Genomic DNA, 15,264 nt, shown 5'->3' with positions numbered 1-15,264 from the left:
CTCGGTGTCGCCGGCGCAAAGATGGGGAGGGTGGCCGCCCTGGAGGCGTGGGAGGGAGTGCCTGTCACACGCCGGCACAGACCCTACGACGTCCCCCGTTTCACCAAACCGCGAGAATGCGGAGCGCTGTCCGTGCGGCGGCCGATCCCCGCCGTTGGTGGGCAGTCAACGGGACGCGCGCCGAATGCCCCTCAAACGAGGGGTAGGCATGTACCCCATTTTCAGACGAATGCACCCCGATCGAGTGCGCCGCACAGACCTCCGCTAGAGGGCATCGCCACTAGGCTCCGCGACCTCGCGACAGCGACGGGCCCGCAGAAGATTCAACCCGGCATCGAATGCCGCCGCCCGAAGATCCCTCATTCTCTAGCTGAACGTTAGAGAGTAACCCTCATGAAGCAGTGCCGTTAAAAGAAGAGGGGCGGCGCCCGTTGGGGGGAACTGGCGCCGCCACAGCAGCGCGTGATTGGGGGGAATCACAGTTGCGCCGCTAAGCCGAATTGACATCCGGTTTGCCTAGTGTACCCCAATCCGATGCATCCACAACAGTCAATTTAGCTAGGCGTTAGTCTCTATTCCATCGAGTTCCCAGCTTCGCCCCGAAAGGGGCGGTCGCACTCTCGTTCGAACGCAAAGGAGCGCCGAAGCACCATGAGCACCAACATCGACAGCCTGCAGCACGAGACCCGCCGGTTCGCTCCCAGCAGCGAGTTTTCGGCCAACGCCGTGGCCACCGCCGAGATCTACGGCAGGGCGGCATCCGACCCCGAAGAGTTCTGGGCAAACCAGTCCCGCGAGCTGCTGCAGTGGGAGAAACCGTTCACCCGCACGCTCGACTGGGACAACGCCCCCTTCGCCAAATGGTTCTCCGACGGCCGCCTCAACGTTGCCTACAACTGCCTCGACCGCCATGTGGATGCTGGCAACGGCGACCGCGTCGCGTTTCACTGGGAGGGCGAACCCGGGGACTCCCGCACCCTCACCTACGCCGACCTGACGGCCGAGGTCAAGAAGGCCGCCAATGTGCTGACCTCGCTCGGCATCCGCTCAGGTGACCGCGTCGCCATCTACCTGCCGATGATTCCTGAGGCCGTGATCTCGATGCTCGCGGTCGCCCGCATCGGCGCAGTGCACTCCGTGATTTTCGGCGGATTCAGCGCCGACAGCATCCGCTCCCGCGTTGACGACGCGAACGCTCGCCTCGTGATCACCGCCGATGGCGGCTGGCGCAAGGGCAAGGTCTCGCCGCTCAAGCCCACCGTGGACGACGCGCTGGCCAAGGAGGGCGACCACTCAGTGCAGAACGTGCTCGTGGTGCGTCGAGGCGAGAACGCCATCGAGTGGACCGAGGGCCGCGACCGCTGGTGGCACGAGGAGATGGCCACAGCGGAGACCGAGCACACTGCCGAGGCGTTCGATGCCGAGCATCCGCTCTTCATCCTCTACACGTCGGGCACGACGGGCAAGCCCAAGGGCATTCTGCACACGAGCGGCGGCTACCTGACGCAGACCGCGTTCACCCACAAAAACGTCTTCGACCTCAAAGCCGAGACGGATGTCTTTTGGTGCACGGCGGATGTCGGCTGGATCACCGGCCACAGCTATGTGGTTTATGGCCCGCTCGCCAACGGCGCGACCCAGGTTCTGTATGAGGGAACCCCCGACGCACCCCACCCTGGCCGGTGGTGGGAGGTCATCGAGAAGTACAAGGTGAGCATCTTCTACACGGCGCCCACCGCCATCCGGTCGTTCATGAAGACCGGTCGTTCGGTGCCCGATGGCTTCGACCTGAGCAGCATCCGCCTGCTCGGCTCGGTGGGCGAGCCCATCAACCCCGAGGCCTGGATCTGGTACCGCGACGTGATCGGCGCGGGAACCGCCCCCATCGTCGACACGTGGTGGCAGACCGAAACCGGCGCCATCATGGTGTCGGCTCTGCCCGGCATCACGACGGCCAAGCCGGGCTCTGCGCAGGTGGCCATGCCCGGCATCACCGTCGACGTGCTGACGGATGGCGGCGCGCCCGTTGGCAATGGCAGCGGCGGCCTTCTGGTGGTGACCAAGCCGTGGCCCTCCATGCTGCGCGGCATCTGGGGCGACCCCGAGCGGTTCATCGAGACCTACTGGGACAAGTTCGACCAGCCGGGCGCGACGAACCGCCGCATGTACTTTGCGGGCGATGGCGCGCGGCTCGACGAGGACGGCGACATCTGGCTGCTCGGCCGAGTGGACGACGTGATGAACGTGTCTGGCCACCGCCTCTCGACCGCCGAAATCGAGTCGTCGTTGGTGTCGCATCCGATTGTTGCCGAGGCCGCCGTCGTCGGGGCGCACGACGACACGACGGGTCAAGCCGTTGTGGCCTTCGTGATCCTGCGCGCCGATCAGGAGGATGCCCAGACACCCGAAGAGGCCAACGGCATCCTGCGCAGCCATGTCTCGGAGCAAATCGGAGCCATTGCGCGGCCGCGGCAGATCTTCGTGGTCAGCGAGCTGCCGAAGACCCGGTCGGGCAAGATCATGCGGCGCCTGCTGCGGGATGTTGCGGAAGGGCGTGAGGTCGGCGATACGACAACGCTGGCCGACACCTCGGTGATGCAGATCATCAGCGAAAAGCTGCGCGGGACGACACCGCCCAGCTAAAGCGCTGTGCCTATTACAGCTTCTTACCCGGGTTGAGCAGCCCGGCGGGGTCGAACGCGTGCTTCACGCTGCGCTGCAGTTGGCGCACCGTGGGGCCCAGCTCAGCATCGAGGTGGGCCCGCTTGAGCGAGCCGATCCCGTGCTCACCGGAGGCGGTGCCGCCGAGGGAGATCGCCAGAGCGATCACATGCTGATAGGTGTCGTTTGCGGTCGCTACCGCCGCCGCATCCGCGGGGTCAAAGCAGATGATCGGATGCAGGTTGCCGTCGCCGATATGACCGGCCGAAAAGATGTCAACGCCGGCATTCTGACCGATCACTGCGATGCCCTTGAGCAACTCCGCGAGGCGGGATCTCGGCACAGAAACGTCTTCGTTGAGGCTCGCCCCCGCGACGGCACGCATGGCGCCGTGCAGCATTCTGCGCGCCTCCATGATGGCGTCGACGGCGGCAGCATCCTGGGCAATATCCACGGTCGTTGCCCCGCACGCGACGGCAATCGCCGCGTATTCCTCCGCGTCGTCGGCGGCCCGGCCGGCCTCGTCGGACTGGATGATCAGCGCGGCCCCGGCACCGGCCGGAAGCCGGGACGACGGCGAAAAGGAGGAGATCGCGGCGATGGTTCCGGCATCCAAATATTCGAGGATGCTGGGGCGGCGACCTGACGCCATGATCGCGTCGGCGGCGGCGAGCGCCTGGCTCGGTGACGGGAATGCGGCGAGCACACCACACGGCTCCCCCGGCGTCGGCAGCAGCGCGAGGGTCGCCTCGGTGACGATGCCGAGGGTGCCTTCCGAACCGACGATCAGGGAGGTCAGGTCGAGCCCCGCGACTCCCTTGACAGTGCGATGCCCCGTGCGGATTATCTCGCCGCTCGCGAGGACGACCGTGAGTTCGCGCACGAAGTCGCCCGTGACGCCGTATTTGACGCAGCGCATGCCGCCGGCATTGGTGGCGATGTTGCCACCGATGGTCGAGATAGCCCAGGACCCGGGGTCTGGCGGGTAGAAGAGCCCCCGCTCGGCGACGGCCCGCGCGAGCTCGAAGGTGATGACCCCGGCCTGGGTCGTCACGACCTGATCGGCCACATCGATGGACAGGATGCTGGTCATGCCCTCGAGGCTCAGCAGCAGGCATCCGTCGACCGCGTTTGCGCCGCCGGCCAGGCCGGAGCGGGTGCCCTGAGGCACGATCGGCACACCGTGTTTCGCTGCCAACCGAACGACTGCGGCGACCTGCTCTGTGCTTGTGGGGAACACTGCGGCGATCGGCACTCCCTGGCCTGTGCCGTCGGAGTGGTCACGGTCAAAGGCGAGCGCGGCATCGCCTGCGGCGAGTTGAGCGGCATCGAGCAGCGCGGCAAGCTCGGCGATGATCGCGTGGTCCGTCATGAATCCATTGTGCTGCCGCGACGTGGTTATGCTGTGACCCCGTGAGCACAGATCCCGCGCCAGCTACGGCACCCGCGCCGACGGCCGTACCGACGGCCCCGGCACCCTCGACGCCGAGCCGCGGCGGGCTCGTTCTGATCGGCGCTGTCGCCGTAGCATCCGTCGGCAATGGTCTGTTTCTTCCGCTCGCCCTCGTGTACTTTTTGACGCTGACCGATGTGCCGCTCGCGACGCTCGGGGTGCTGCTGGGTGCGGCGAGCGCCGTGTCGCTGCCGATCCCGGCGCTGACGGGGATGCTCGTCGACCGGTTCTCCGCGCGGCGGGTGGTGATTCTGTCGCAGCTGATTCTGGCGGCGTCGTATGTGGCGCTCGTGTGGGTGAACGAGCCGATCGGCATCTTCGTCGCCTCGATGCTGGGCTCCGTGGGGTCGCGGCTGTATTGGTCGTCGATCTTCACGCTCATCTCGGATTACGTCGACGGAATCGTGGCGGCGACCCGCACCGACGGCTGGTTCGCCTGGGCGAACATCGCCCGCACGGTGGGCATCGGTGTTGGCGGGCTGATCACCGGACTGGTGATCGCCGACGGCTCGGATGCTGCCTTCCGCGGTGTCGCGATGGCTGCCGCCGCGTGCTTTGCCGCCGCCGGGGTGGCGATTGCCGTTGCCGTGCGCGTGACCAGCTCCCGGCATAAGCAGGGCGAGGAGCGTTTTGGCTACCGCACCCTGCTGCGCGACGCAAACTTCGTTGCCCTCACCGGCCTCAACGTGATCTTCGCGCTGTCGACACTCACGCTGGCGATCGCGCTGCCCACCTTCGCGCGCGACGCTCTGGGCGGCCCGGCCTGGGTCACCTCCACCCTGCTGGTGGGCAACGCCGTGCTGGTGCTCGTGCTCGGCGGGGTGATCGTGCGAGTTGTCGCCCCCCTGCGACGAACCCGCGTTCTCGTGGCTGCCGGATGCGCATGGACGCTGTGGTGCATCGGCTTCGCCGCCATTGCTCCCCAGGAAGGGATGCTGAGTGGCCCCATCGTCTGGGTCGTTCTCGTCGCCGCGACCCTGCTGTTCACGGTGGCGGAGCTGATGCATGCCCCGTCATCGATGGCGATTGCCGCCGCGATCGCTCCCCCGTCGGCGCGGGGTCGTTACCTGGCGACATTCCAGTATTCGTGGGTCATCGCGGAGATCATCGCGCCGATTCTGTTCGCGACGCTCTTTGCCGCTGACCACGCGTTGCCGTTCGTGGTGCTCGCCGCCGTGAACCTTGTGGGGGTCGCCGCAACCCTGCTTCTGGAGCGTCGCTTGCCGGCATCCGTTCAACACGGCTGAGGTTTATTTCAGAGTGTGACGGGCTCGTTTGAGGCGCGCTCACGGCTGCCCATAGTGTGAACCAACTTGTTGACATGTGTGGGCGAAGCAGGACTCCGCCGAGCAGATGCCAGCGTTCACAGCATCCGAGAGGCCCAACCCCATGAAGCTCCGCGCTCCCCTAGCTCTGCTCGCAGCACCCCTGCTCATCTCGCTCGCTGCGTGCTCCACCACCACAGCGGATGACTCGTCCGCGACGGGCGACGACACCGTCAAGGTTGCCGTCGTGCTCGGCGGACTCGCCAACGATGGTGGCTTCAACCAGTACGCCGCCGACGCCGTCAACGCGCTTGCCGAGAGCGGCGACATCGAGGTGCAGATCCGCGAGTCGGTGCACAACCCGAGCGATGCAGAGCCCATCTTTCGCCAGTTCGGCGCAGAGGGCTATGACCTCGTAATCGGATGGGGCCTCGGCTTCTCCGACTCGGTGTTCAAGGTCGCAGAAGAGCTGCCCGAGACCAACTTCATCGCCACGGGAGCCGTCGACATCCTCGACAAGGCAACCGACAACGTCGAGACCTGGACCTATGCCACGCAGGAGGTCGGCTACCTGAGCGGCTGGGTCGCCGGCAAGTCTGGCCTCTCGCCCGTTGCCGTCGTCGACGGAGAGCTCGCGCCGTTCAACGAGCTGTCGTACGAGTACCTGTCGATCGGCCTCGCCGATGCTAACCCCTCAGCGCAAGAGCTCGCCCCCATCTTCACGGGCAGCTGGGAAGACCCGCAGCTTGCCAACCAGGCCACGAAGGCTCAGATCGATCTGGGCGCCAAGCTCATCATCACGGGCGCAGAGGGATTCACCTCCGGTGTCATCGCTGCCGCGAAGACAGGCGGGGTCGCTACGTTCGGCGCTTCGAACGCCACAAGCTCCGACGCGTCATCCGTGAACATCGGCGTCGTCAAGATCGACTGGACCCCCACCCTGGCCGAGGCTGTCGAGCGAATCGTTGCCGGCGAGTTCGGCAACTACACCTACACCTCGACGATCGCCAACGAGGGCCTGGTGCTCGGCGACTTCAACCTGGTGAAGGCCGCCCCCGAGCTGCCCTCCGACATCGAGACGCTCGTCTCCGAACTCGCCGCGCAGCTTGCCAGCGGCGAGGTCACCATCCCCTCCGTCGGCTAACGAATACACCGGCACCACGCCATGCGCGCACCACTCTCGCTCCTGGGCGTCTCCAAGAATTTCGGAGGCGCCCAGGCGCTGCGTGACGTCACCTTCACGGTCGAGCCGGGGCGCATCCATGCGCTCGTCGGCGAGAACGGTGCCGGCAAGTCGACCGCGATCAAGATTCTCTCGGGCCTCGAACAGCCGAGTTCCGGAGTGGTGACGGTCGGCGGCGACGCGGTCGTGCTGGGCGGCAGAGCGGCGGCCATTCGGCAGGGCATCGGCCTCGTTCCCCAGCAGCTCAGCCTGATCGGCGAGATGACCCTCGCCGAGAACTTCATCCTCACCCAGCCCCGCGCGCTCGCCCGCCGGCGGGACGCATCTCGTCTGTTGCGCAGCACCGCCGAGAATGCCGGCCTCGCGATCACGATCGACCGCCCCGTGAGCGAACTCGGCCTCGCCGAACGCCAACTGGGTGAGCTGACGATCGCCCTCGCCCAGGGCGCGAGCATCCTGTTGCTCGATGAGCCGACGTCGGCCATCGGGCCCTACGAATCGGGCGGACTGTTCGAGCACGTTCGCTCCCTCGCGGACGGCAGCGTCGGGGTTGTGCTCATTACGCACCGCATCGACGAGGTGCGCCAGGTGGCCGACGACGTGACGGTGCTCTCGCACGGCGTCGTCACGCTGACCGGCTCCGTCGCCGATTTCACCGACGCCGAACTCGTTCAGGCGATGGTTGGCGAACTGCCCGCCGTCGAACAGCGGCCCGCCTTTTGCGGCGGTCGCGACCGGCTCGTCATCTCGGGCCTCACCGCGCGCGGCGCGGGCTCCGCCGCGATCATCGACGTCGACCTCACGGTGCGTTCCGGCGAGATCGTCGGCGTACTCGGCGTCGCTGGCAACGGACAGAACGTGCTGGCGGATGCCGCGGCAGCAATCATCCGACCCCTCCGCGGCACCGTGACCGTCGATGGCGTCGACGTGACGGGACGGGCGGATGCTGCTGCCAGCGCAGGGGTCGCCTACGTTCCCGAAGTGCGCGGCGACTTTGTTGTACCCGATGCCCCCGTGACGACCTCCGCGATCGTTCGGCGCCTTCGAGACCCAGAGTTCAGCCGCCGCGGTGTGCTGCAGTGGCGAGCCATCACCGACTTCACCCGGGGGCTGCAGGAGCGACACGATGTGCGCCCGCGAAACCCCCACGCGCTGGCCGGATCGCTCTCCGGCGGCAACCAGCAGAAGCTTCTCGTCGGGCGCGAACTCGACGGAACCCCGGCCGTGGCGATCCTGCACGGCCCAACACAGGGCCTCGACCTGAACGCGGCCGGGGCGATCCGCCGCGAGGTCGCAACCGCCGCCGCGAACGGCACCGCCGTGCTGCTGCTCTCTGCCGACGTCGACGAGGTGCGCGAACTGGCCGACCGCATCCTGGTGGTCTCACACGGACGCATCGTCGACGAATTCGAGACAGCCGACTTCGACTCCCACCGCGTCGGCCGGGCCATGGCGGGTCTCACTCAGGAGGCATCGGCATGACACAAGAGAGTCGCGTGGTCGGGGCGCTGCGCTCCGCCCTGCGGCCAGAGGGCAAGCCGTCGCGACTGATCGTGGCGATCTATGCCATCACCGCGATTGCGGTCGTTGCCGCGCTCGTCGCGGCCTCGGGCGGCGACCTGGGCGTCGCTCTGGGCGGCTGGTTCAAGGGCGCATTCGGCACCGGCTACAACGTTGTGCAGACCATCGCCTATGCCACGCCGCTCGTGCTCGTAGCCATCGGGGTTGCCGCGGCCCTCAAGGCCGGGGTCATCACGGTGGGGGCCGAAGGACAGATGATCGTGGGCGCGATCGTCGCCACGGTCGTTGCGCTCTCGATCGGAGACGCGGTGCCGCTCGGCGTCGGGCTGCTGCTCGGCGCTATCAGCGGTTCCCTCGGAGGCGCAGCCTGGGCATTCCTCCCGGGGCTTGCCCGTGTGCGCTGGGGAGTCAACGAGATTCTCTTCACGCTTCTCGCCAACTATCTCGCCGCGCTGCTGCTGACCTACCTGCTGCGAACATCCCTCCGTAACCCTGCCGGCTCCGCAACCCCGCAGAGCGCCCCGCTGCCCGAGTCATTTCTGCTGCCGCAGCTGCCGCTGCCCGGCCGCCTGCACGCCGGGATCATCCTCGTCGTGATCATTGTTGCCCTCGCCCTGTGGTGGAGCCGGGGGCGAGGCGCCTTTCTCATCGGCGTATACGGGCAGAGGCCCGTGTTAGCGGCACGACTCGGGCTCACCCCGGCCAAGGCCGTGCTTTCGACAATGCTGGTTTCGGGAGCCGCTGCTGGACTTGCCGGATGGATGCAGCTGGCCGGCGTCGACGAACGATTGCAGCCGGGCGTGAGTGCCGGTGTGGGGTTTGCCGGTATCGCCGTGGCCGTACTCGGCCGGGGGCACCCCGTTGGTATCGTGATTGCAGGAATCGTGTACGCCTCCCTCACGACAGGGGCGACGGGCGTGCAGATCGCCACGGGGACGACCCCCGCCTCGATCGGCACCGTCGCTCAGGGAGTGCTGCTTCTCGCTGCCGCTCTCGTGATCGCCGCGCCGCTCGTCAAGCACAAGGCCGCCCCCGCACCGTCGAGAATCAGCGAGGAGGTCACGCATGGCACCGCTTGATTTCTGGGCCGTCGTGATCGCCGGAGCGCTCACCCTGTGCGCGCCCGTTGTGCTCGCCGGACTCGGCGAAATCTTTCTCGAACGCACGGGCGGCTTCAACGTGGGCATCGAGGGCATGATGCTTGTCGGCGCCGTGTTCGGCGTGATCGGGTCGCTCACGGGCGGCTTCTGGCTGGGGCTGCTCACGGGAATCATCGCCGGGGCCGTGCTCGGCCTCGTGCTCGGCCTCGCGACCGCGTGGGGCAAAGCCGACATCATCATCGTCGGAATCGCGATCGGGCTGCTGGGCGCAGGGCTCAGCATCGCCCTCTACCAAATCCTCGCGCCCGCCGGCAGCAACAACCAAAGCGCGCCGACCCAGCCGGTCGTCTCGCTCCCGTTCCTCGCCGATATCCCCCTCATCGGGCGGGGCCTCGCCGACGCCGGAATCCTCTTCTACCTCTCCATCGCGCTGGTCGCTGCCTCCTGGTGGGTGCTCAAGCACACACGGTTCGGCCTGCGCCTCAGCGCGGTCGGCGACGACGAAGGAGTCGCCATAACGCGCGGAATCTCGCCGCGCCGCTACCGCACCATCGCGGCGATCATCGCCGGCGGTTTCGCGGGGCTCGCCGGGGCATCCATCCCGCTGTCGAGCATCGGCACGTTCACACCGGGAATGACGGGCGGCAGCGGTTTCATCGCCCTCGCCGTGGTGATCATCGCGCGGCTCAAGCCGTGGGGGCTGCTGGCCGGAGCGCTGCTCTTCGCCGTGTTCAACTCGCTCTCGCTGCTGGCCCAGACCCAGAATCTCGGCATGCCTGTGGAGCTCTACCAGGCGCTCCCCTACCTCGCCACGCTGTTCGTGCTGTGCGTCACCGCACGACAACGCTGGGCCAAGAGCCGCCGCCAGGTCGCGATCGCCTAGCCGCAGCATCCGAAAGCCCTTCCTCCCCACCACTCCACGTCAGACCAGATCCACGCTCACAAAAGGAACCGCACCATGCCCGTCTCTCCCACCCCCTTCCCCATCGCCGACCGCGAGGCCGCCCACATCGCCACCGTGCGCGAGCTAGCGACGGATATTGCCGCGCAGGCCGCCGAACGTGACGACAAGGCCGAGCTGCCCCGCGAGGCGCTCGCCGCACTGCACGAGGCCGGCCTCAACAAGGCCGTTCTGCCCGCGAACGTTGGCGGCGAGGGCCTGAGCTATGTCGCCTACGGCGAAATCGTGCGCACGCTTGCCGAGGCCGACCCCTCGGTCGCCACGATCTGGACGATGCACTCCGGTGCCGGTGTCGGCCTCTCACAGCTCACCGCCGAGACCAAGGGTTCCTTCTACGCCGACGAATTCCTGGCCGGCCGCCACTTCGCCAACGCGCTGAGTGAGCCGACCAGCGGCAACCGCTTTCTCAACCCGCAGCAGGCGGCAGACGAGGTCGAGGGCGGCTACCAGCTCGACGGCGCCAAGCGCTTCGTTTCGGGCAGCGAGATGGCCGACTACCTCATGGTCAACGTGCTCGTCGACGACGCCCCCGCGTTCTTCGCCGTCAAGCCCGACGAGTCGGTCACCATCATCCCGATCTGGGACACGCTCGGTCTGCGCGCCACCCGCAGCCAGCTGCTCTCGTTCAACAAGACCCTCCTGCGCCATGAGGATCGCGGTCGTGCGCTCGGCCCCGGCGACTTCGCTGCCGTGCCCGCCGGTCTGCCGCTCATCTCGTTGGGAGTTGCGGATGCCGCGCTCGCGTCGATCGTCGACCACACCACCAACCGCATGATCATGGGCAAGCCGCTCTCTCACCAGCAGTGGGTGCAGTTCGAGGTCGCCGACGTGCAGTCCCGCCTCGAGGCCGTTCGCGCCTACGTCTTTCAGACGCTGTGGCAGGCGGATCAGGGCGACTACAACGCGCTCATCAACCTCAGCCGCTCCAAATACCTCGCCAACAAGATCGCGGTCGAGGTCGCCCAGCTGGCCGTTCGCATCGGCGGAGCATCCGGATTCCTCAAGTCGTCGCCCATCCAGCGCCACCTGCGCAACGCCCAGGCGGGGCAGCTCATGGCCTACTCCACCGAGGTGCTCGCGGGCGAAATCGGCAAGCACGTGCTCAACGTCACAGAAGGAGCATGATCATGGCCGACCGCAACCGCATGATCTTTAACGCCTTCAACATCTTCTCCGCGTCACACCACGACCAGGGAATGTGGGCGTGGCCGGGCTCCCGCCAGCTCGAATACAACGACATCAACTACTGGGTCGACATCGCACAGTTGCTCGAGCGTGGTCACTTTGACACCCTCTTCTTTGCGGACGTGCTCGCGCCTTACGAGGCGTTCTCCAACTCGCGCGCAATGGCCGTCAAGAGCGGGATGCAGTTCCCCATCAATGACCCCGGCGAGCTCATTCCCGCATTGGCATATGCCACAAAGGAGCTCGGTTTTGTGCTCACGCAGAACATCCTGCAGGAGCCTCCGTACACGTTCGCGCGCAAGATGTCGACGCTCGACCACCTCACCCGTGGCCGCATTGCGTGGAACATCGTCACGACGTTCCTGCCGGGCGCGGGCCGCAACCTCGGCCTCGGCGGACTGCCGGAACACGAGGACCGCTATGCGCGCGCCGAGGACTTCATCGACGTTGTTTACAAGCTGTGGGAGGCCAGCTGGGAGGACGACGCGGTTCTGCGCAACAAGGCCACGCAGCAGTACAGCGACCCGGCCAAGATCCACGAGATCAACCACGTGGGCCCGTTCTACGACGTCGTCGGCCCGCACCTGAGCGAGCCGAGCCCGCAGCGCACACCGTTCCTCGTGCAGGCCGGTGTCTCGCCGCGGGGCCGTGCCTATGCTGGTCGCAACGCCGAAGCGCTGTTCATCAACTCGCTCACACCAGCGGATGCCGCGCCGATCGTCAACGATGTGCGTAAGGCAGCAGAGGCGGCTGGCCGCAGCCGTGACAACGTGAAGCTGCTCGCCATCCTCGGCTTCGTCGTCGGCAGCACCGAGGAAGAAGCCAAGCGCCTTCACGAGGAGATCACCGAGTTCCAGTCGATCGAGGCGAACCTCGCCAAGCAGAGCGTCTTCTTGGGCCACGACTTCAGCCAGTACGACCCCAAGGAACCGATCTTCGAGATCGCCAAGCGCCCCGAGGGGCAGGCCGGCATCGTCAAGGACCTCATTGCGATGTCGCCGCGCTCCGACTACACGATCGGTGAGCTCGTTCGCTGGTACGGCAACCTGCGCATCGTCGGAACGCCCGAGCAGATCGCCGACTCCATCCAGGATTGGCAGGATGCCGGAGTCGACGGCCTCAACGTGCAGTACGTGACGTCGCCGGGCACCTTCGAGGACTTCGTTGACCACGTCGCTCCCGTGCTCAAGAAGCGCGGCATCATGCAGGACAAGTACGCGCCGGGAACCCTGCGCGAAAAGGTCTTCGGCAACGGCCCGCAGCTGCCGGACGAGCACCCGGCTAAGGCGATCCGCCGCGCCGCCTTCGGCGAGTAGCCTCCTTCGCAGATCGGATGCCCGGGGCTTCGGCCTCGGGCATCCGTGCGGGGGCTCCACCCCCATCGCCGAGGGGTCCCAGCGGCAGCCACCGAGGGGTCCCAAATGAGCCTTCGCGGCCGGGCCGAGCACCCATTTCGGACCCCTCGACGCAGACGGTCTCCACCCCCTCCGCCGAAGCGCTCCACTCCCTCTCCCTCTCCCTCTCCCTCTCCCTCTCCCTCTCCCTCTCCCTCTCCCTCTGCCGAAGCGCTCCAGCCCCAGCCCCGAGGGGTCCCAAAAGAGCCTTCGCGGGCGGGGCGAGCGCGCATTTCGGACCCTTCGGCAGACGGGCTCCACCCCCTCCGCCGAAGGGTCCGAAATGTGCCTTCGCGCGGGTTGTGAGCACGCATATGGGACCCCTCGGCGGGATGTCTCGGCGGGATGTCTCGGGCGCGGGGCAGCTGGCAGCGGCAGCTGGCAGCGTCAGCTGGCAGCGTCAGCTGGCAGCGTCAGCTGGCAGCGTCAGCTGGCAGCGTCAGCGGCAGCGGCAGCGGCAGCGCCAGCGGCCAGCGCCAGCGGCCAGCGGGCAGCGGCCAGCGCCAGCGGCCGCGTCAGCGGCCGCGTCAGCGCCAGGGCGCGGGGATCGTGCGCACGAGCGAGTACCGCACGATCGACGGATGGTGCCACTCGAACGCGTGCAGCACGCGAAGCCCGCTGCGCACGACACCGATGATCTCAAGCGTGAGGCAGGGCGACCCTGGCTCGAGCTCAAGCCTGGCCGCAGCATCCCCGTCCAGCGTTTGCAGGCCCGGGGTCGCGATCTCCCAGAGCAGCTCCTCACCCCACACCTCGGCGGCCGCCTCGAAGACGGATGCTGCGGGGTCGAGGTCGCCGTCGAATCCGTCCCGAAGCGCCAGGTGGTTCTCCGCGACCATCGCGGCCACACCGTCCGCCCGCCAGCGCTTGACGGCACGCAGCGCGCGGCCGGGAACGCGGGGGCTCAGGTTGCGCCGGAGCGACGTGGGCAGGTCGACGATCGCCGAGTCCAGTAGCTCGACGCTCGGGGTGTAACCCAACCGAGCGAGCAGTTCGCTGTGTTCCGTCTGCTCCTCAAGGCGCACGCCCATCCGCAGCGCCACGGGGTCAACGGTCGTGGCCGCCCCCTGCTGGCGCCGCACAATGCCCTGTTGCTCCAGAAGTGCGAGGGCCCTGCGCACCTGGGGCCGGTTCACGCCGAGCCTTCTGGCCAGCTCGTTCTCGCCCGGCAGCGCCTCGGCTGCGGCATCGGCCTCCCGGGCAATGCGCAGCACGCCGCGGCGCAGGCGCTCGAGTTCGTCGGGAGCGTCGTCGGTCATGCGCACAACGTTAGCGGCCGGCCGGCCCGCGCACGGCAGAATGCCCGCGCGTTACACGCCAAGGGCGAGCGCCCGCGCGTCAATTGCTTCGTGCAGTTCTGCTGCGAGTGCATCCGGGGCGAAGCTGGCGGTAACCGACGCATGGGCGAGCGCGATGAGCTGGGGCAGCCCCCAGCCATAAGCATCGGCTGCGAGGCTCCACTCGTTCTCGAGCCGTGTGCCGATGGGCGCAGGATCGTCGGTGTTCACGGTCACCGTGACGCCGCGACGCATGAGTTCTGCGAGCGGATGCGACGCAAGGTCGGGGTAGACCCCAAGCGTGAGGTTCGACCGCAGGCAGACGTCGAGCGGGATGCCCGTCTCGGCCAGGTGAGCTACGAGCTCGTCGTCGTCGATGGCCCGCACACCGTGGTCGATGCGCTCGGCGTGGAGGTGCCGGATCGCATCCCACACACCCTCCGCACCGCTCGATTCACCCGCGTGGATTGTGCGCCGCAGGCCGCCGTCTCGGGCGATGTCAAAGGCGGGTGCGAACTTCTCTGCGGTGCGACCCGCCACGCGCTCGTCTCCGTCGACCGAGAGCGCGATTACGCGGGAGGGTCGGGTTTCGACGAGCCAGCGGGCGATGGTCGTGGCCTCGTCTTGGCTCTGTGTGCGCAGCAGGGAATAGGCGATGTTGATCACGCACAGCCCGTCACGCTCGGCCTCGTCGAAGCCTTCGGCGAGCGCAGAGAGCAGATCGCCGACTCGTCCGCGCCAGGCTGACCAGTGGGTGGGGTTGACGATTACGTCGGTGTAGCGGATGCCCGAAGCACTCTGCCGGGCGGCGAACCGATAGGCCAGGGCCGAGGCCTGCTGCGGTGTGCGGATGAGACCGCACTGCCAGTCGAGAAAGCGGAGGAAGGCCGAAAGCCCGCCCGTGCCGACCCCCGAGCCCGCGTCAATCGTGTCGGTTGTGTCTGGCGCAAAGTGGGTGCCGAGGTCGAACAGCGTTGCCGCCGGCCCGGGAAGGGGCACCCCGGATTCGCGGGCCAGCTCGATCAGGTCGATCAGCTCGAAGGTTCCCTCAAGGTGCACGTGAACTTCGGCCTTGGGTATCGAGCGAATCGTCTCTTCGTCGACGCGCTTCGCCCCCGGGGTGACGTGCGCTTGGGCGGGGGCGGTCGGTGTCGTGGTCACGGTGTGGCCGTCTCTCGTTTCGCTGGAACGGATGGGGCGCACGCGGGCGCCCATGATCATCCTAGAACTTGTCAACAAGTTGCAGATCGCGTCGCAGTCGGAC

11 protein-coding genes are annotated in these 15,264 nt (G+C 67.4%); 8 read left to right on the top strand and 3 right to left on the bottom strand.

The annotated features are described in order from the left end of the window. Nucleotides 1-651 precede the first annotated feature (651 nt). Nucleotides 652-2,643 (top strand): acetate--CoA ligase, encoded by a 1,992-nt coding sequence (gene acs, locus C2138_RS02195; RefSeq protein WP_108515188.1) that lies wholly within the window; start codon nt 652-654, stop codon nt 2,641-2,643. A 13-nt stretch (nt 2,644-2,656) separates the two neighbouring features. Here the strand turns inward: acs and C2138_RS02190 are convergent, their stop codons facing one another. Next, the gene (locus C2138_RS02190; protein WP_108515186.1) at nt 2,657-4,033 is read right to left on the bottom strand and encodes an FAD-binding oxidoreductase; all 1,377 of its coding nucleotides are present in this window, start codon (nt 4,031-4,033) and stop codon (nt 2,657-2,659) included. Between the two features lie 41 nt (nt 4,034-4,074). On the opposite strand from C2138_RS02190, the gene C2138_RS02185 reads away from it, so the two are divergent. From C2138_RS02185 to C2138_RS02155, 7 genes are all read left to right on the top strand, one after another. Next, a complete protein-coding gene (locus tag C2138_RS02185; protein ID WP_108515184.1) occupies nt 4,075-5,361 on the top strand; it encodes an MFS transporter in 1,287 nt (428 codons plus the stop codon). Nucleotides 5,362-5,437: 76 nt separating this feature from the next. Continuing rightward, complete coding sequence (locus tag C2138_RS02180) at nt 5,438-6,523, top strand: BMP family ABC transporter substrate-binding protein (RefSeq protein ID WP_108515183.1); 1,086 nt, start codon at nt 5,438-5,440, stop codon at nt 6,521-6,523. 21 nt (nt 6,524-6,544) lie between these two features. Continuing rightward, nucleotides 6,545-8,044, top strand: coding sequence for an ABC transporter ATP-binding protein (locus C2138_RS02175; RefSeq protein WP_108515181.1), 1,500 nt, complete (start codon nt 6,545-6,547; stop codon nt 8,042-8,044). Beyond that, nucleotides 8,041-9,162, top strand: coding sequence for an ABC transporter permease (locus tag C2138_RS02170; protein WP_108515179.1), 1,122 nt, complete (start codon nt 8,041-8,043; stop codon nt 9,160-9,162). The genes C2138_RS02175 and C2138_RS02170 overlap by 4 nt, the downstream gene beginning before the upstream one ends. Further along, the gene (locus C2138_RS02165) at nt 9,149-10,066 is read left to right on the top strand and encodes an ABC transporter permease (protein WP_108515177.1); all 918 of its coding nucleotides are present in this window, start codon (nt 9,149-9,151) and stop codon (nt 10,064-10,066) included. The genes C2138_RS02170 and C2138_RS02165 overlap by 14 nt, the downstream gene beginning before the upstream one ends. 75 nt (nt 10,067-10,141) lie before the next feature. Beyond that, nucleotides 10,142-11,269 carry an acyl-CoA dehydrogenase family protein gene (locus tag C2138_RS02160; RefSeq protein ID WP_108515175.1) on the top strand — a complete coding sequence of 376 codons (1,128 nt, stop codon included), beginning with the start codon at nt 10,142-10,144 and terminating at the stop codon, nt 11,267-11,269. Nucleotides 11,270-11,271: 2 nt separating this feature from the next. After that, nucleotides 11,272-12,645 carry an LLM class flavin-dependent oxidoreductase gene (locus tag C2138_RS02155; protein WP_108515173.1) on the top strand — a complete coding sequence of 458 codons (1,374 nt, stop codon included), beginning with the start codon at nt 11,272-11,274 and terminating at the stop codon, nt 12,643-12,645. A 605-nt stretch (nt 12,646-13,250) separates the two neighbouring features. Here C2138_RS02155 and C2138_RS02150 read toward each other — a convergent pair. Continuing rightward, nucleotides 13,251-13,982 carry a GntR family transcriptional regulator gene (locus C2138_RS02150; RefSeq protein ID WP_108515172.1) on the bottom strand — a complete coding sequence of 244 codons (732 nt, stop codon included), beginning with the start codon at nt 13,980-13,982 and terminating at the stop codon, nt 13,251-13,253. Between the two features lie 51 nt (nt 13,983-14,033). Beyond that, nucleotides 14,034-15,215: an adenosine deaminase gene (add, locus tag C2138_RS02145; RefSeq protein ID WP_108515170.1), complete on the bottom strand. Its 1,182-nt coding sequence runs from the start codon at nt 15,213-15,215 to the stop codon at nt 14,034-14,036. Nucleotides 15,216-15,264: the final 49 nt, after the last annotated feature.

Source organism: Salinibacterium hongtaonis, from assembly GCF_003065485.1.
Classification (GTDB): domain Bacteria; phylum Actinomycetota; class Actinomycetes; order Actinomycetales; family Microbacteriaceae; genus Homoserinimonas; species Homoserinimonas hongtaonis.
The sequence above is the reverse complement of the archived record's forward strand: the minus strand, read 5'-3'. Positions and strand labels throughout refer to the sequence as shown.